This window comes from Luteibacter sp. SVR4-7G, assembly GCF_056755555.1.
In genome coordinates, this window is the sequence record NZ_JBPGXO010000009.1 from 1 (window position 1) to 16,015 (window position 16,015).

The following is a 16,015-nucleotide window of genomic DNA, read 5'->3' on the forward strand; positions in this document are numbered from 1 at the left end:
GTGCAGGAACAGCGTGACCTCGTCCAGCAGCCGCTCGGGCGAGCGCGCGCCCTTGATGATGATGCTCTTGGAATACCGGCGGAGTTTCTGTTCCTCGTCCCGGGTGAGCGAACGCCCGGTATAGACGATGACCGGCGGGAAGCCGAAGCTCTCGCCCTGGGCCATCTTCTCCAGGAGGTCGTAGCCGGTGCCGTCGGGCAACGCCAGGTCGGTCACCATGCAGTCGAAGGTGGAACTGGTGAGTTCCTTCAAGGCCGCCTCGATGCTGCCGACGGCGACGATCTCCAGGGATTCGCTGGCCAGGAGCAGGGTCAGGTTCTGGCGCAGCTGCTCGTCGTCTTCCACGATGAGGAGGCGCCGCATGGCGCGCTGGTGACGTTCTTCGAGCTGGCGAATGGCATCGGCGAGCTTGTCGCGACTGGCGGGCTTCAACAGGTAGCCCACGGCACCCAGCTCGCGGGACACCTGCGACCGCTCCATCGCGGAGACCACGTGCACCGGGATATGGCGGGTGGCGGAGTTGCGCTTGAGGCGCTCCAGGACGCTCAGTCCGGATACGTCGGGCAAGCCGATGTCGAGAAGGATTCCGCTCGGCGCCATCTCGGCCGCCATGCGCAGCGCCTCCTCGGCGGTGCCCGCGACCACGCAGTCGAAATCGAGCTCATGGGCCAGCCCCACGAGCGCCTCGGCAAAGACCGGATCGTCCTCGACCGCCAGGATGAGCCGCCCCGGCCTGGCGCGTTCGGCGCGATCGTCGGCCACCAGGGGAGCGGAGGTCACCTCGCGCGGAGAGTCCTGGCTTGCGGTGCCCGGAATGGTGAGGCCATCCGTCGGCGGGGTGGTCCTCTGCAGAGTGTCGAGGCTCGGCGTTGCGACCGCGTCCGGCCCAAGGGGGATCTCCAGCGTGAAGCAGCTGCCACGGCCTGGCTCACTGACGACGGAGATGTCCCCGCCCATACGGCGGGCCAGGTCGCGGGAAATGGACAATCCAAGCCCCGTGCCGCCGAAACGGCGGCTGGTGCTGCCGTCTGCCTGGCGGAACGCTTCGAAGATCACCCCGGTCTGCTCCGGCGCGATGCCGATGCCGCTGTCGCATACTACGAAGCGGACCCGCTTACCTGCCGCACCCTCGATGCGCAGCGAAATGTAGCCCGCCTCGGTAAATTTGAGAGCATTGGCGAGCAGGTTCTTGAGTATCTGCAGGAGACGCTGCAGATCGCCGACCAGCTCGGCCGGCGCGCCCACCGCCACCTCCATGCGCAGCTCCAGTCCCTTTTCGCGGCACAGCGGCTGGAAGGTTTCCTCGAGCCGCTCGACGACCGCCGGTATCCCCACGGGCTCGAGCGCGAACTCCACATGCCCCGCCTCGATCTTCGAAAGATCCAGGATGTCGTTGATGAGAGCCAGCAGGTCGTTGTTCGAGGCATGGATGGCTTCGGCGTACTTGACCTGCTCGGGGGTGAGCGTCCCTCCTTTGTTGTCGGCCAGCAGCTTGGCCAGGATCAGCGAACTGTTGAGCGGCGTCCGCAGCTCATGCGACATGTTGGCGAGGAATTCGGACTTGTAGCGGCTGGTCGCCTCCAGGGTCCGCGCATTGCGGCTGAGCTCCGCCTGGGTCTGTACCAGCGCCTGCTTCTGGCGTTCGAGTTCGTGGGTGCGCTCCTCCAGCTGGACGTTGGTCTGCTCCAGCTCGGCCTGTTGCGCTTCCAGGTTCGCCTGCGACTGCTGCAGGCCCCGGCTCTGTTCCTCGAGTTCCTCGTTGGCGACGCGGAGTTCCTCTTGCTGCGTCTGCAGCTCCTCGCTCTGGCGCTGGGTTTCCTCCAGGAGCTCCGCCTGGCGCTGGCGAAAGAGCGCCGTGCGCATGGCGATGCCCACGGTCTCCACGCTCTGGGCCAAGAGGGCTTCGTGCGCGTGGTAGGGATCCTCCCCGCCGAGCAGGCCGAGTTCGAGCGCTCCCATCGGTACGCCGTCGGCCATCACAGGCATGAAGAGCAGCTCGGCCGGCGCGCTGCGGCCGAGGGCTGACGCAACCTGCAAGTGCTGAGCCGGGACGTCGCGCAACCTGCGCACGGCATTCCGGGTAAGTGCCTCACCGAGCAGGCCCTCCCGGACGGGTAGCGTCCTAGGATGGCTGTCCGGCAAGGCCATGCCGCCGGCCAGCACGAAGCGGTCGCCCTCCAGCCGGTACAACGCACCGACGACCGCGCCGACGCGGTCGGCCAGTGCGCGGGCCGCGTTGGAAGCCACGCTTTCCGGTGTCTGCTCGCCACGCAATGCCTCGGCCAGCGCGGTTTGCCCTTCCTGCAGCCAGAGCAGGCGCGCGGTGGCGGCGCGGGAACGCAACGCCTGCCAGACCACGGCAGCCATCGCCCATGCGGAGCCGATGCCGATCGCCCGGTTGACGAAGACATAAGGGCCGCTCAGGCCCTGCGGGGAGAGCTTGGCGCCAACCACCACGAACAGGCTCGCCACCAGCGCCGTCGTGAAAGGCAGGCTGGTGCGCGGCTGGAAAAGGGTGAGACCCACGCCGATGAAGTACAGGCACCAGACCGCATACCCCAGCGGGGTAACTGTGTCGGCACCCAAGGTGACCAGGAGCAACAGTACGACGGCAACGAGGACGGCGTTATCGCGCGTCCGGAGTTCAGGAGTCATGGGCTTCGTGGACTGAAGGCAGCCGTGAATTGAAACCCAGAACGCTGTGAAGAAAGCGTGGAATTGCGCGATCACCGTGATGCTGGATCAGGACATCACGGCGCGGGCTCTGCACCCGCTGGTTTCAATCGTGCGGCTACAGCGGCCCCGCCAGGATCATCGCGCGACTCGGCGGGACCTTGATGCTTACACTTGAGCCTGCCCGCCGTCGACGAAAAACTCCGTGCCATTGACGAAGCTCGCATCGTCGGAAGCGAGGAACACGGCGGCACGCGCGATCTCGACCGGCTCACCCACGCGGCCCAGTGGCACCTGGGTGGCGAGGAAGTCGAGGAGGCCCTGCTGCTGGGCTGCATCCGGACCGGCGAGGTCGACGAGGCCCGGCGTGCGCGTCGGACCCGGGCTCAGCGTGTTGAAGCGAATCCTGCGGCTCTTGTCGACGTCGAGTATCCAGTTGCGCACGAAGGCGCGGATGGCAGCCTTGGATGCGCCGTAGACGCTGAAGGCGGGCGTACCGGTGGATGCGGCGGTGGACCCGGTGAGGATGACGGATGCACCATCGGCCAGGATAGGCAATGCGGTCTGCACGGTGAACAATGTGCCCTTCACGTTACGGCTGAAGGTGTCGTCATAGTGCTCTTCGGTGATGGCGCCCAGCGGCAGCATGGAACCGCCGCCGGCATTGACGAACAGCACGTCGATGCGGCCGTGGTCCGCGTTGACGACGTCGACGAGATGCTGGAGGTCGCCGGGCTTTGCCGAGTCCACCTGGATGGCGGTGGCCTGCGGGCCGATCGACGCTGCCGCGGCGTCGAGTTCAGCCTTGCGGCGGCCGGTGATGTACACCGCGGCGCCCTCGAGGGCGAACTGGCGCGCGGTTTCCAGACCGATGCCCGTGCTGCCGCCCGTGACGACGGCGATCTTGTTTTCGAGCTTGCGTGACATGGATGGTTCCTCGATGAGTCGTTAGCTGATGGGCAAACTGTATCGACGGACCGGTACGAACGAAATAGAATCAAATGAAAGCCATCGTTGCAGAAATGAAATGTCAAAGCTCCCGGACTTCGAAGGCCTCGCGCTGTTTGCCAAGATCGCCGAGTCCCGCTCGTTTGCAGCCGCGGCCCGGGAGCTCGACCTTTCCGTGCCAACGCTGTCGCGGGGCATAGCCCGTCTGGAAAAGCGCCTTGGCGCACGCGTGTTCAACCGCACCTCCCGCCAGCTCGCGCTCACCGCGTTCGGCGAAAGCCTCCTCGGACGTGCGACGCAGCTCTATCGCGATGCCGAGGAGGCCGAGGGGCTGGCCCGCGACCAGACCGCGTCGCCGCGAGGCACCGTCCGTCTGGCCGTGCCGATGACCTTCGGCGTGCACTGGGTCGCGCCCCTGCTTCCGGCACTGCTCGAGCGCTATCCGGAACTGTCCATCGACCTGCACCTGTCCGACGCGGTCGTCGACGTCATCGGCGACGGCTTCGACGCCGCGCTGCGCATAGCATCCCTGCCCGACTCGTCCCTGGCCGCGCGGCTCATCTGCCCGGTGTCGCGCTATACGGTCGCGGCACCGGCGTATGTCGCGCGACACGGCAAGCCGAGGCACCCGCGCGACCTGGATCCTGCGCACTGTCTTGCTTATGCGTTTCGCGCGGGAAGCGACGTATGGCGTTTTCGCAACGGGCGCAAGAAGGAAGAAGTCGTTCATCCCCGGGGACGACTGCGCGTGACCAATTCGGAGGCATTGCTGCCGGTGTTGCTGGCCGGCCAGGCCGTCGCCGCGCTGCCCGAGTTCATGGCCACGGAGTACCTGCGCGACGGACGCCTGCTGTCGCTGCTGCCCGAGTGGGAACAGCCGGGCGGCGGCCTGTACTTCGTCTCGCCGACCACACGCAACCGGCCGGCGAAGGTAGACGCGGTGGCCAACTATTTCGCCGACATGCTGGGCGATCCGGCATGGCGATGGACCGGCCGCTCGAAGAAGTGAGCCAGAAGGGGCCCAGCATGCAACGGCCGACTCGCCCGGCTAGATGTGCGTGCCACCTGCAACCTCGATGCGCTGGACGTTCACCCAGCCGAAGTCATCGGAAAGCAGCGCCGCGATCACCGGTCCAACGTCTTCCGGAAAGCCGACACGGCCAAGCGCCGTCTGGTCGGCGACCATCTTGTGGACCTGCGGATTGTCCCGGACGATCCCGCCGCTGAAATCGGTGGCTATCGCGCCAGGCGCAACCACGTTCACGGCGATGCGCCTTGTCGCCAGTTCGATCGCCATATAGCGTGTCAACGCTTCGACGGCGGCCTTGATCGGTCCGTAGCCGATTCGGTTCGGCATGGAAAACCGAGCCAAGCCGGAAGAAACATTCACGATCCGGCCGCCGTCACGCATCAGGGGCAGCAGCTTCTGCGTGAGAAACAAGACTCCCTTGAAGTGCACGTTATAGAGCGCGTCCATCTCCGCTTCGGTGATGGACTCCAGCCCCGCGCTGGACGATGTCCCTGCAACATTGGCGAGGTAATCGAAGCGATCTGCGTGCAATGCGGCGAGCGCTTCTTTCACCTGGCCCGCGAAACCATCGAAAGAAGCCGCTTCACCGGTATCGAGCCGAAGCGCGACCGCCTGTGCTCCTGCCTCGCGGGCAAGCTCGATGACTTTGTCGGCTTCCGCACGGTTCGAGCGATAAGTGAAAATCGACCGCACCCCTCGCCTGGCCAGGCAGAGCACGGCGTTACGTCCGATGCCTCTGCTGCCTCCGGTCACGACCGCAATTCTGTTGTCCGACATTTCTTACCTTTTTTCGCGCCACCAGTTGGCTCCTCCCTATAAGACTCCTGGCTCTTGACCAGCGGAATGCCGGAAGCCGCACATTTCTTGCCTATTCCTGTCGGCCCGGTTATCTTCGGACGCCGCGCGCGAAGGAGAGGATCCGCCGTGTCGGAGCAATTGGCGCAAGCGATCCACCACTACACCGATCGGCAGGCCGATAAGAACGTGGTCGCGACGGCTATCGACGGGCTTTATTTTCTTCGGTCAGATCATCCCAAGCCGCCGGCGCACATGATCTTCAGACCCGCCGTCTGCGTCGTGGCACAAGGCGCAAAATGGGCGAGCTTTGGCGATAAGCGCCTGGAATACCGTGCCGGCGAAGCGCTCGTAGTCGGCGTCGAGACGCCTTCGGTCGGCCGCGTTGCCGAAGCGAGCCCGGGAAAGCCCTGCCTCGTACTCGCTCTCGAACTGGACGTCGCCATCATGCGTTCGGTGGCGGAGGACATCGATGTGCCACCCCCGACGCCGAAAGGCGAGACCGCACGCGGGGTCTTCGTAACGGATTTTCGCGGGCCATTGGAGGAATGCGCGTTGCGGCTCGTCCGCCTGCTCGATACTCCAAAGGCGATTCCCACGCTCTTTCCGGTGATCATGCGCGAGATCTGTTATTGGCTTCTTGCCGGGCCTCATGGCGGCGACGTCGCGCGGATGATCTCCGTCAATGGCCCGCCTCAACGCGTCATTGAGGCAATACGGAACCTGCGTGGCCGATTCAATGAAACGGTACGCATCGAGGAACTGGCCGCCATCGCCCAAATGAGCCCATCGGCGCTACACCGTCATTTCAAGGCCCTGACCTCGTTGACGCCGCTGCAGTACCAGAAGCGCCTCCGGCTGCTCGAAGCCCGTCGACTTCTGATCTCCGGCGCTGTCAACGCGGAGACTGCCTGTTTTCAGGTGGGCTACGAGAGCCCGTCCCAGTTCAGCCGGGAATATTCACGCATGTTCGGTGCGCCGCCCAAGCGGGATGCGACGCAAGGCCTTGCCGCGCTCATGGAAGGGCGCACTCATGCGGGACTGGCCAACGGATAAGGACATCCGCCGCCAGCTAAAAACATCCATTGAGGTACGGGGGCCTCATAGGTACCCTTTCCCAGATGTCCAAGTTGAAAAGCAACCAAGTCCTTGTCACCGTCGGCACCGCCTGCTCCGTCTCGGCAGTGGGCTCGACGGAGACCTACCAGGCCCTTGTCGCCAGGTCGGAAGAGTTCCTGCCGCTGGCAGCCTTCGATGCCGGCCTGGTCACCATCGATCCCGCCGTCGAGAACGCCGCCCACGGCATGCGTTGGGCCACGGGCGAACATGCCGGCGAACCGGTGAGCCTGGCTGAGCTCGAAAGCCTGCATGGCGATTCCCTGCGTGCCGACATCGGTATCCGCCGGTTACCCCGCGTGGTGGAAGTCGCGCCGCGCGTGGCGACGGACATTGCCGCACCGCTGCCGCACGACCTCGAGGCAGGCGGCCTGCGCAGACTGGCCGGCCTGCGCTACGAGGACATCCGTGCTTCGAAGCTCAGGGACATGCACGGCCTGTTCCAGGACGATCCGCTGCTCAGCCCGTCGTTGCAGGCGCAGCTTTTTGCCTATGGCGCCCTCGGTGCCCTCGCCGGGCTGCCGCGTCCGTTGTCCGAGCTGGTGCCCGATCCGTTCGGGTTCCGCATCGCATCGGCCACCGCCTTCGGCGGCATGGATGCGCTGGCCCAGTGGCTGAGGCCGGATGCACCGCTGCCTCCGGGCGGCATCCCGAAGGACACGTTCGCCGTGCGCCTGTCGCATTCCCTGGGCTCGCACGGTCCGGCCCTGGTCTCGACGATGCTGGCGCCGAGCTACAGCATCAGCCGCGTATTGAAGAATCCGGAACTGCGCGAGTCGCTGCGCTCCGACAACGTCGGCTTTATGCGCGTGCCGCAGAGCCCGCTGACCGCGGTGGGCGCGTGCGCATCGAGCCTCATCGCACTCGCGGACATCGCGCCGCAGCTGCTGTTCGATTACCCCGGATTCCAGAAGCCCCAGATGGCGCTGCTCACGGCCGCCGATGCGGCCTTGCAGCCGGGCTACGGCATCCTCGAGGCCTTCGGCGGCGGCGCTTTGATGACCAGCGAGAAGCTCGCCGCCAAGAACGCTGCCCATGCCGATGGCAGCCAACGCAGCGTGCACGATTCGCTCGCGCCGTTCGACGTCGACGCCGACGGAACCGTCGTCGGCCACGGCGGCTCCGGGCTGTTGGTGACCACGCTCGAGTTCGCCTTGCGCAACCGGCTGGACATCACCTCGATCATCGTCGGCTGGGGCCAGAGTGCCGAAGCCGGCGGCAAGGCGCATTTTGCCGGCGTAGGCTTCGGCGGCGAGAACGCCTTGGTACAGGCCCTGGACATGGCCTTCCAGGGGCACGGCTACGGCGTCCATGACTTCCAGTATCTCGCGGCACACGCCACCGGCACCCGGACGAACTCGAAGACCGACCTGGGCACGGCATGGGCCGGCCTGCGCGGTGCAGCCCAACGCCAGGGCATCGAGGGCGAGTTGCCCAGGCTCTTCGTCGGCACGCCGAAGGCCGTCGGCGACGGTCATACCATGGGCGAGACCGGCCTCAAGGCGTTGTCGCAAGCCTTGCAGTTCGTGCTGGGTCGACCGGCCCCGGGCGTCCCTACCCTTCGCCGGCTCGATCCGGACCTGGCCGAGATCGCTGCCCATTTCCATTTGCAGGCCGATCCCTCGTCCGGCAACGCCGATGGCGGGGCCATCTGTGCCACGCAAGGCTTCGGCGGCTACAACGGTGCCGTCGCACTGCGATCCGCTACACCGGAAGCGTTTGCCCGTTACGACTGCGACCCGGAAGCGCTGGCAGCGTATCTGGACGCCTGGCCGGCTATCCGCAGCGAACGGGAGCAACGCGAACGCGTGGCGCGGCGCAGCCCCAGACTGGCTCTTGCGATGGCGGAAATGCATCGCTGGACCGGGCTGGAATGACGACGTAACGGCGCCTTCGATTCGCGCGCTAGCCGGTCTGGGAAACCGGCGAATATGCGAGGTGTATCAGTGGATAGGGACGGCCTTGATCGTCCACGGGCGAGCGGCCCGTCCGCTTGAACCCCATCCTTTCGTAGAAGCCGACCGCCTGGCCGTTCTGTTCGTTGACGTCGGTGGTCATCCTGGGATGAAGCGAAAGTCCATGGCGCACCAGCGCGGCGCCAACGCCGGTCCCCCGGGAGGACGGGTCGACGAACAAGGCTTGCATGTGACCGTCGTCGATGAGCATGAAGGCCAGTGGGTAGTCGTTCTCGTCGACCGCGAGCCAAAGCGGCGCCTGGGGCAGAAAGCCGCACACCATTTCGTCGATCGCTTCGCGATCGCGGGGGGAAAGGAAATCGTGCGTGGCATCCACGGCGCGCCGCCAGATTTCGACGGCACGCCCACCATCAGCGGGACGGGATCTTCGTATCTCGATCATCCACGAAGTATAAATCGGACAGTCCCGTTAAAGCCCGTCGCCGGTATGACTACTTCGCGGGCTTCCTGAACCTCAGCATGAACCGGTCCGTCTTGCCCTTCACCGCCGGGTCGAACACCTTGAGCTTGTGATCGTCCGACGTGCTGGCAAGCAGCGACGACTCCTCGTCCAGGACGAATCCGGCCTTCTCGACCTCGGCCTTCACCGTTGCGGGATCGATCCGGTGCAGGTCTTCGGTGTTTTTCAGTCCCGAGCCCTTCGCCGCGGCATGATCCACGATCACGTAATAGCCGCCGGGCTTGAGCAGCTTGAAGATGGCCTGGTTGAAGCCGTCCACGCTCGCCCCCTTCATGAAGCTGTCGTGGAAATCGTGGTAGTTCTCGAAGGTCCACACGACATCGAACGTGTTGAGCATGTGCGCCGGCGGCGGTTGCGCGAGCGGGTCCGAAATACCCTCGACGTTGCGATACGCGGGCTCGTTTCCGATGGCTTTGGCCAGCGCCACCGGATCGCTCTTGAAGCCGGCGATCTCGGCAGGAACGTAGGCATACACCTTTCCCTTCGCCCCCACGATCGGGGAGAACAGCCGGCTCCAGTAGCCGGCGCCGGGCCAGACATCCAGCACGGTATCGCCGGCCTTCACCCTGGAAAAGGCGAGCAGATCGGCTGGCCGGCGGACGGCGTCCTGCTCGGTGTCCTTGGCCGGCCGGTGTGCATCGGCGACTGCGGCCGCAATGGCGGCGTTGTTGGGAGGCGGAGTCGCCGCGGGCGTGACCTGGGAAAAGACGGTGGCGGCAACGACCGCGGCCAGAAGAGTGGATTTCATGCCTCGCCTTCCTTCGGGCCCGTGGCCCTTCGACGTGCGGAAGCCAGAGCGTAGTCCTGCGACGGCCCGGCCGCCATACCTGGCGATGGCCCTAGCCCCCGATGTACGCGGCGAGTTCGTCGGGCGTGCCGCGAGGAAATGCTTCCCGGAGATAATCCAGGAACGCCGATACCCGTGCGCTGAGCAGCCGGCGTGTCGGGTAAAGCGCCCAGAGCGCGATGTCGGAGCCATCCACATCGGCCCAGTGCACCAAGGCTCCGGAGGCCAGATCGGGGCTGGCCAGCGAGAGTGGCAGGCGTGCTGCGCCCACGCCGGCACGTACCGCGTCCCGGATCATCACGAGCGACGACAAGCTGAGGACAGGCCTTACGGCCAGGGTGACCGCGCCCGCCGCCGTCTTGAGCGCCCACGCGTCATCGTGTTGAAGGGGGCCGCGAACGACGGCCGGCACGGGTCCTCCATCGGTCGGCCGGGCGAGTTCCGGATGCGCGACGACGACCAGCCGGTCATGCAGGAAGATCCGCCCAATCAGGGTCGCGTCGGGATCCGGATTGACGCGAATGACCAGGTCATAGCCCTCTTCGATCATGTCGACAGGGCGATCTTCCACGGTGATCTCCAGTCGCACATCCGGGTGCCTGAGCGCGAAACCTGCGGCGATCTTCCCCATGGCGGTCTGGGAAAAAAGCAGGGGCGCACTGATGCGCAACCTGCCGCGCGCCGTTCGGCCGCCCGACGCGATCGCGGCGGCCGTCTCTTCCAGTTCGGTGAGCAGGAGGCCGGCTCGTTCGTACAGGGCCCGCCCTTCTTCCGTGAGCTTGAGCGACCGTGCGCCTCTTTCGAACAGACGCAGGTCGAGTCCCGCCTCCAGTTCGGCCACGCGCCGGGACAGGGTGGCTTTCGGGCGGCCGGCTTCGCGGGCTGCTTTTCCGAAGCCTCCATGGCGGGCAACCAGGGTGAAATCGGCGAGGGCGAGGAGGTCCATGGATTGTCTCACTGGTGGGACGACGCGTCCAAGAATAGCGTCTATGCGCACGAAATTGGATCGATAACATGGCCAGCACATTCCCAACCACCTCGGAGAACTGCCATGACCATCCTCATAACCGGTGCCACAGGCCGCGTCGGCCGCCACCTCGTCGATCAACTCGTCAAACGCGGCGCGCCGGTGCGCGTGCTGACACGTGACCCGTCCAAAACAAGCTTCCCTCCTGAAGTGGACGTCGCCAGGGGCGACCTGCTCGACCTCGACGCGGTGCGAGCCGCGCTCCAGGGCGTGCGCACCCTCTTCCTGCTCAATGCCGTCACCGGCGACGAATTCACCCAGGCGATCATTACCCTCAACCTGGCTCGCGAAGCGGGCATCGAGCGGATCGTGTACCTCTCGGTCATCCACGCCGACCGCTTCGTGAACGTGCCGCACTTCGCCGTGAAGTACGGTGCCGAGCGGATGCTCGAACAGATGGGCTTCGGAGCGACGATCCTGCGTCCGAGCTACTTCATCGACAACGAGCTCATGATCAAGGACGCGGTCCTGGAACATGGCGTGTATCCCATGCCGATCGGCAACAAAGGCGTCGCCATGGTCGATGCGCGCGACATCGCCGAGGTGGCGGCACTGGAACTCATCCGCAGGGACCAGGCGGCGACCCGGCTTCCGATCGAAACGATCAATGTGGTCGGCCCCGACACCCTGACCGGCGAGAGCATTGCCGCCATCTGGTCCGAGGCATTGCGCCGCCCCGTCGGATACGCCGGCGACGATCCCGCCGGGTTCGAGCAGACCGCGGCCGCCTTCATGCCGAAGTGGATGGCCTACGAGATGCGCCTGATGGCCGAACGCTACGTCAGCGACGGCATGATCCCGGAGGACGGCGACGTCGAACGCCTGACCGCGATACTCGGCCGGCCGTTGCGTTCCTATCGCGACTTCGTTGCCGAGGTCGCGGCGGCGGGCTGAACGTTTATCATGCGCGGGAACAAGCCAGCCCGACCAGCTGGCTCCGCGCCTTAGACCATGCATGCCGAAACCCGCCGACGCACGCTCTCCCTGCTCCTCGCCCTGGCGCAAGACGAGGGCTACACGCTCACGCCGCTGCCCGACGTCCGCCTGCTTCGTTCCAACCGGCCACTGAGCCGCACGCCTGTCCTGTACGAGCCAGGCATCGTCGTCGTCTTGCAAGGACGCAAGCGGGGCTTCCTCCGTGACGAAACCTTCGTGTACGACGACCAGCAGTACCTTGTCGTCTCCGTGCCCGTGCCGTTCACGATGGAAACGGATGCCTCCGCCGACGAACCGCTGCTGGCGATCTATTTCCGCCTGAACCACGCCGTCGCCGCGGAACTCTGCCTGGAGATCGACGGGCTCCGCGGGCCCTCTTCCGCGGAACCGCGCGGACTTTATGCCTCGCCCATGGAAGACGCGCTCGCTGCGTCCGTCCTGCGCCTCCTCGAAGCCTTCGCCCATCCGCCGGACGGCGAAGTGCTCGGGCCCGCGCTCATGCGAGAAATCTATTACCGCGTGCTGTCGGGCGACCAGGGTGGCTCGCTGCGTGCGGCGCTGTCGCAGCAAGGCAGGTTCAGCATGGTGGCGCGCGCGCTCAGCATCATCCACGGCCGCTACGCGGACGGCCTCACCGTGGACGAGCTCGCCCGCGAGGCGAACATGAGCGTACCGACCTTCCATGCGCACTTCCGTGCCATGACCGGCACCTCGCCGATGCGCTACGTGCAGTCCACCCGCCTTCACCAGGCGCGCCTGCTCATGCTCCGGCAGCATGCGACGGCGGCAGCGGCCGCCGCCGCCGTCGGTTACGAAAGCCCCTCGCAGTTCAGCCGCGAGTTCAAGCGATTGTTCGGGCGTCCGCCCGGCGAAGAAGTCGAGCGGATGAAACGGCACTTCGCCATGCCGGAGCACCTGGTGCCCTCCGGCTACGTGTCCTCGCATTGACCGGCCGGCGATCGATCAACCGTCGGTGCTTCGGCTGAGTTCTTCCCACGTGTCGATGTCCGAAGCAAGGGCAGTGAGCTTGGCCCGTACGAGGGACAAGGCATCGCTGCCGAGCAGCAGGTGTGCCGGCGGCTCGGGAGCCTCGGTGATGGCCAGTATGGCCTTTGCCGCCTTGCGCGGGTCTCCGAGCTGCTTGCCGCTCACTTCCTCGCGGGTGCGGCGAATGGGGTCGAAGAGTGCGTCGTAATCGGCAATGCTGCGCGGCGAGCGCCGCATGGAGCGGCCGGCCCAATCCGTCCGGAAGCTTCCGGGCGCCACGGCGGTGACGTGCACGCCGAAGGCATGGAGCTCCTTGCCCAGCACCTCGCTGATGCCCTCCAGCGCGAACTTGCTGCCGCAGTAATAGGCGATGCCCGGCATCGTGATGTAGCCGCCCATCGACGTGATATTGATGATGTGCCCGCGGCGGCGTTCGCGGAACCGCGGCACGAAGGCCTTGGTCACCGCCACGGCGCCGAACACGTTCACATCGAACTGGCGGCGCATCTCTTCGAGGGGCGATTCCTCGAGGATGCCCTCGTGGCCATATCCCGCGTTGTTAACCAGCACGTCGACCGGCCCGATGTTCGATTCCGCCTCGGCCACGACGCCCGGAATTGCCTCCGTGTCGGTGACATCCAGGATGACCGCAAAAGCCTCGCCCGGGTTCGCAGCGAGGAAAGCCTGCCGCGCCTCCTCGTTGCGGACCGTACCTATGACTCGATGGCCCGTGCTCAGGGCTTCAGCGGCAAGCGCGGCGCCGAAGCCACTGCTCACTCCCGTGATGAAAAACGTCTTCGTGTTCATGATTGCCTCCTGGTCGGGAACGTAGACAATCGTAGGCGCCCTACCGCTGGCGTCCCATGGCCCAGGATATGGATGGCTTGCCCGATCCTATGGCCCGGTCGCCGCCCGCTGGCCCTCACGGCGAGTACTTCGTGAAGACGAAATCGTCCTTGGCAGGCAGCTTCTGGTGGCAGGCGAAGCAGGACTGCGTCAGTGCCTTGCCCGGGTTCGGCTTTCCGTTTTCGAATTGTCCGTAGCCCCATCCACCGGAGCCGGCGTAACGCTTCGAGTCCTTGACGGCGATCTGCACGTTCGTCGGATCGCCGGCGACGAAGGATTGCTCCCGGCCGAAGATGGCGTTGTTGCGAGGGGACGCCTCGTATTTCCAGGCAACGCGCGCGATGATCGAGCCGTCCGGAAAGGGCAAGGTACCGCTGCGAAAGGCCTTCATGGCGATGTCGTTGCCAAGAATGGCCCTTATATCGTTATTGTTGCCGGCCTCGTGCGCCACACTCACCACCTGCCAGTTCCGGTAGCCGGCGGGCAATCTGACGCCGTAGACGGGCGATGCGTCATCACCCGCACGTACTACTGAACACGCTCCGAGTGCCAGCAGAACCAGCAACGATTTACACAGCATGGTGCCCCCTATCCGTCGCTTATTTCAGGCCGTCGTATACGATGCGTGTGAAGAAGTCCGGATCGATCACGAAGTGGCCATAGACGGCATCGTATTTCGCGGTAGGCTTCGCCGCCACCACTTCATCGCGTGATTTTCCCTGCTTCTTCAGGGCCGCCACATTGTCCCGGATGCCGGCGAGCATGTTGCGAAAGTCCCTCAGCTGCTTCTTGGTGCCGACGGGACCGTGGCCCGGGACCAGCATGACGTCGTCATCGACCTGGGCGAGGATCGCGTCGTCGGCCGCGATCATCCCATCGATGCCGCCACCGTTCTCGTTGTCGATGAACGGGTAAACGCCATTCCAGAACAAATCGCCAAGGGATGCCACGTTAGCCTCCTTGAAGACGACGTAAAGATCCGTGTCGGTGTGCGACGGCGGAAGCAGCTTCACGGAGACGGTCTGCCCCGCGAAATGGTAGGTCTTGTCCTTGGAAACGATTTCGGTGGGCACCCCACCCGCCGGCAGTGGCTGGAAGGTGAAGTCCCAGTCGTCTACCCGCGTGACAGTGGAAACGCGACGCGCCGTGCCCGCCGTGCCGACGATGGTGGCTCCGTCCTCGTGAATCCAGGGATTCCCATCAGTGTGGTCCCAGTGGTAGTGCGTATTGACGACGTATTTGACCGGGCCAGGTCCGAGGGCCCGCAGTGCGGCTTCGACACGCGGACGCGATACCGCGATACCGGCATCCACCATCAACTGCCCCTCTTTTCCATTGAGCACCGTGATATTCCCGCCGGACCCGGACAGCATGGTCAACGGACCGCGCAAGCGCGTGCTCTCGATGGGCGTGGTGGCGGCGGCCTGGTTGATCTTGATGACCGGGCTGACCGGTTTCGCCGCCTGGCCAATGGCAGTCGACGAAGCCAGGAGGCCCCCGGTCAGTAGAAGCAGCCATTTGCCCGGAACGGAGCGCATGCACTTGAGGAATATCATGTTGGGATTCCTTATCGGCACCCCGGGTAGGGACGCCCAGCATGGCGACGGGAAATACCGTCGTATTGGTCAGGGCGAGGTCTTTTTGTCTGTACCGATTACCTCACGGCCGGCCGCAAGCCCGCCTCCAGCTGGGTTATCCTTGCCGCCCGCCACGCCACTCGCCCCGCAGGAACAGGAACGCGCCATGCATCTCGAAGTGCTGAAGGTCCGGTTGCACTCGCTCAAGGATTTCGCGAAGCACTATCTGATGATCGTGCTCAGCATCTTGACCGCTCTCGGACTCGAAGCCTGGATCGAACATACGCACCACCGGCACGCGGCCGAGATCGCCAGCGCCGAGATCGAGGCGGAGATCCGGGCCAACCTCGCCGAGTGCGAGGACGATCTGCGCCACGACATGGCCCAGCTGGAGCGCCTCAAGCGTCTCAGGGACGAGGTGAGCAGCGACCTCAAATCAGGCGCCGGCGACGACGCCATCGCCCAGCACGTGCTGAGCGCCACCAAGGACGGCTTCGACCTCGGTCTCATGTTCCCTACCTTGCGCCACGAGGCCTGGGACGTGATGGTGGCGAACCAGTCCGCCGGATGGATCGATCACGACCGGATGCAGAAATATGCCGCCGTCTATGCGAGCCAGAGGGACGTCGACCTGACGATCTCGCGCGACATGGGCGTGCTGATGAACGGCACCGGGCTTGTCGATACCGTCGCCGACCTTCGCACCGACACCGTGCATCCACGCGAATTCCTCCACGTGGCCAGCCAGATGACCGCCATGCTCGAGCAGGCGGTCAACCACCTGCAGATACTTCAGAAACAGCTGGCTGCGGCATTGCCCGAGGCTTCCGGCGGTCACAGCCCTGTGTCGTGAGCCG

Annotated in this window: 15 protein-coding genes; 6 read left to right on the top strand and 9 right to left on the bottom strand. The window is 65.3% G+C overall.

Going from position 1 to position 16,015, the window contains the following annotated elements:
* Both ACR9ZH_RS05105 and ACR9ZH_RS05110 read right to left on the bottom strand, forming a co-directional pair.
* Positions 1-2,655 (bottom strand): response regulator (locus ACR9ZH_RS05105; protein ID WP_481289678.1); only part of this gene is annotated, 2,655 nt, incomplete at its 3' end.
* Positions 2,656-2,841: 186 nt separating this feature from the next.
* Positions 2,842-3,600: an SDR family oxidoreductase gene (locus tag ACR9ZH_RS05110; protein ID WP_481289679.1), complete on the bottom strand. Its 759-nt coding sequence runs from the start codon at positions 3,598-3,600 to the stop codon at positions 2,842-2,844.
* Between the two features lie 100 nt (positions 3,601-3,700).
* Here ACR9ZH_RS05110 and ACR9ZH_RS05115 point away from each other — a divergent pair, with 100 nt between their 5' ends.
* A complete protein-coding gene (locus tag ACR9ZH_RS05115; protein WP_481289680.1) occupies positions 3,701-4,630 on the top strand; it encodes a LysR family transcriptional regulator in 930 nt (309 codons plus the stop codon).
* A 39-nt stretch (positions 4,631-4,669) separates the two neighbouring features.
* On the opposite strand, the gene ACR9ZH_RS05120 is transcribed toward ACR9ZH_RS05115, so the two are convergent.
* Positions 4,670-5,428 carry an SDR family NAD(P)-dependent oxidoreductase gene (locus tag ACR9ZH_RS05120; protein ID WP_481289681.1) on the bottom strand — a complete coding sequence of 253 codons (759 nt, stop codon included), beginning with the start codon at positions 5,426-5,428 and terminating at the stop codon, positions 4,670-4,672.
* A gap of 147 nt (positions 5,429-5,575) precedes the next feature.
* Here ACR9ZH_RS05120 and ACR9ZH_RS05125 point away from each other — a divergent pair, with 147 nt between their 5' ends.
* Together ACR9ZH_RS05125 and ACR9ZH_RS05130 are read left to right on the top strand one after the other, a co-directional pair.
* Positions 5,576-6,502 (top strand): AraC family transcriptional regulator, encoded by a 927-nt coding sequence (locus ACR9ZH_RS05125; protein ID WP_481289682.1) that lies wholly within the window; start codon positions 5,576-5,578, stop codon positions 6,500-6,502.
* A gap of 65 nt (positions 6,503-6,567) precedes the next feature.
* Positions 6,568-8,439, top strand: a complete 1,872-nt coding sequence (locus tag ACR9ZH_RS05130; protein WP_481289683.1) for a beta-ketoacyl-[acyl-carrier-protein] synthase family protein — start codon at positions 6,568-6,570, stop codon at positions 8,437-8,439.
* A 28-nt stretch (positions 8,440-8,467) separates the two neighbouring features.
* Here ACR9ZH_RS05130 and ACR9ZH_RS05135 read toward each other — a convergent pair whose 3' ends face one another.
* The 3 genes from ACR9ZH_RS05135 to ACR9ZH_RS05145 all read right to left on the bottom strand — a co-directional run bounded on the left by ACR9ZH_RS05135 (position 8,468) and on the right by ACR9ZH_RS05145 (position 10,731).
* Positions 8,468-8,920 carry an acetyltransferase gene (locus ACR9ZH_RS05135; protein ID WP_481289684.1) on the bottom strand — a complete coding sequence of 151 codons (453 nt, stop codon included), beginning with the start codon at positions 8,918-8,920 and terminating at the stop codon, positions 8,468-8,470.
* Positions 8,921-8,969: 49 nt separating this feature from the next.
* Positions 8,970-9,746 (bottom strand): class I SAM-dependent methyltransferase, encoded by a 777-nt coding sequence (locus tag ACR9ZH_RS05140; RefSeq protein WP_481289685.1) that lies wholly within the window; start codon positions 9,744-9,746, stop codon positions 8,970-8,972.
* A gap of 91 nt (positions 9,747-9,837) precedes the next feature.
* Positions 9,838-10,731, bottom strand: a complete 894-nt coding sequence (locus tag ACR9ZH_RS05145; RefSeq protein ID WP_481289686.1) for a LysR family transcriptional regulator — start codon at positions 10,729-10,731, stop codon at positions 9,838-9,840.
* A gap of 105 nt (positions 10,732-10,836) precedes the next feature.
* On the opposite strand from ACR9ZH_RS05145, the gene ACR9ZH_RS05150 reads away from it, so the two are divergent.
* Together ACR9ZH_RS05150 and ACR9ZH_RS05155 are read left to right on the top strand one after the other, a co-directional pair.
* Positions 10,837-11,706, top strand: a complete 870-nt coding sequence (locus tag ACR9ZH_RS05150) for an SDR family oxidoreductase (RefSeq protein ID WP_481289687.1) — start codon at positions 10,837-10,839, stop codon at positions 11,704-11,706.
* Positions 11,707-11,763: 57 nt separating this feature from the next.
* Positions 11,764-12,696 carry an AraC family transcriptional regulator gene (locus ACR9ZH_RS05155; RefSeq protein ID WP_481289688.1) on the top strand — a complete coding sequence of 311 codons (933 nt, stop codon included), beginning with the start codon at positions 11,764-11,766 and terminating at the stop codon, positions 12,694-12,696.
* A 15-nt stretch (positions 12,697-12,711) separates the two neighbouring features.
* Here ACR9ZH_RS05155 and ACR9ZH_RS05160 read toward each other — a convergent pair whose 3' ends face one another.
* The 3 genes from ACR9ZH_RS05160 to ACR9ZH_RS05170 form a co-directional block, all read right to left on the bottom strand.
* Positions 12,712-13,542, bottom strand: coding sequence for an oxidoreductase (locus tag ACR9ZH_RS05160; RefSeq protein WP_481289689.1), 831 nt, complete (start codon positions 13,540-13,542; stop codon positions 12,712-12,714).
* A gap of 115 nt (positions 13,543-13,657) precedes the next feature.
* Positions 13,658-14,161, bottom strand: coding sequence for a cytochrome P460 family protein (locus tag ACR9ZH_RS05165; protein ID WP_481289690.1), 504 nt, complete (start codon positions 14,159-14,161; stop codon positions 13,658-13,660).
* 19 nt (positions 14,162-14,180) lie between these two features.
* Entirely contained in the window at positions 14,181-15,137 is a 957-nt protein-coding gene (locus ACR9ZH_RS05170; RefSeq protein ID WP_481289691.1) for an MBL fold metallo-hydrolase, read from the bottom strand.
* 187 nt (positions 15,138-15,324) lie between these two features.
* On the opposite strand from ACR9ZH_RS05170, the gene ACR9ZH_RS05175 reads away from it, so the two are divergent.
* Positions 15,325-16,011, top strand: a complete 687-nt coding sequence (locus ACR9ZH_RS05175) for a hypothetical protein (RefSeq protein WP_481289692.1) — start codon at positions 15,325-15,327, stop codon at positions 16,009-16,011.
* Positions 16,012-16,015 lie beyond the last annotated feature (4 nt).

Excerpts from the sequence above, each read along its gene's own strand:
- ACR9ZH_RS05165 (WP_481289690.1), bottom strand. The coding sequence starts at position 14,161 with ATGCTGTGTAAATCGTTGCTGGTTCTGCTGGCACTCGGAGCGTGTTCA.
- ACR9ZH_RS05145 (WP_481289686.1), bottom strand. The coding sequence starts at position 10,731 with ATGGACCTCCTCGCCCTCGCCGATTTCACCCTGGTTGCCCGCCATGGA.
- ACR9ZH_RS05170 (WP_481289691.1), bottom strand. The coding sequence starts at position 15,137 with ATGATATTCCTCAAGTGCATGCGCTCCGTTCCGGGCAAATGGCTGCTT.
- ACR9ZH_RS05115 (WP_481289680.1), top strand. The coding sequence starts at position 3,701 with ATGTCAAAGCTCCCGGACTTCGAAGGCCTCGCGCTGTTTGCCAAGATC.
- ACR9ZH_RS05140 (WP_481289685.1), bottom strand. The coding sequence starts at position 9,746 with ATGAAATCCACTCTTCTGGCCGCGGTCGTTGCCGCCACCGTCTTTTCC.
- ACR9ZH_RS05175 (WP_481289692.1), top strand. The coding sequence starts at position 15,325 with ATGCATCTCGAAGTGCTGAAGGTCCGGTTGCACTCGCTCAAGGATTTC.
- ACR9ZH_RS05155 (WP_481289688.1), top strand. The coding sequence starts at position 11,764 with ATGCATGCCGAAACCCGCCGACGCACGCTCTCCCTGCTCCTCGCCCTG.
- ACR9ZH_RS05160 (WP_481289689.1), bottom strand. The coding sequence starts at position 13,542 with ATGAACACGAAGACGTTTTTCATCACGGGAGTGAGCAGTGGCTTCGGC.
- ACR9ZH_RS05135 (WP_481289684.1), bottom strand. The coding sequence starts at position 8,920 with ATGATCGAGATACGAAGATCCCGTCCCGCTGATGGTGGGCGTGCCGTC.
- ACR9ZH_RS05120 (WP_481289681.1), bottom strand. The coding sequence starts at position 5,428 with ATGTCGGACAACAGAATTGCGGTCGTGACCGGAGGCAGCAGAGGCATC.
- ACR9ZH_RS05150 (WP_481289687.1), top strand. The coding sequence starts at position 10,837 with ATGACCATCCTCATAACCGGTGCCACAGGCCGCGTCGGCCGCCACCTC.
- ACR9ZH_RS05110 (WP_481289679.1), bottom strand. The coding sequence starts at position 3,600 with ATGTCACGCAAGCTCGAAAACAAGATCGCCGTCGTCACGGGCGGCAGC.
- ACR9ZH_RS05130 (WP_481289683.1), top strand. The coding sequence starts at position 6,568 with ATGTCCAAGTTGAAAAGCAACCAAGTCCTTGTCACCGTCGGCACCGCC.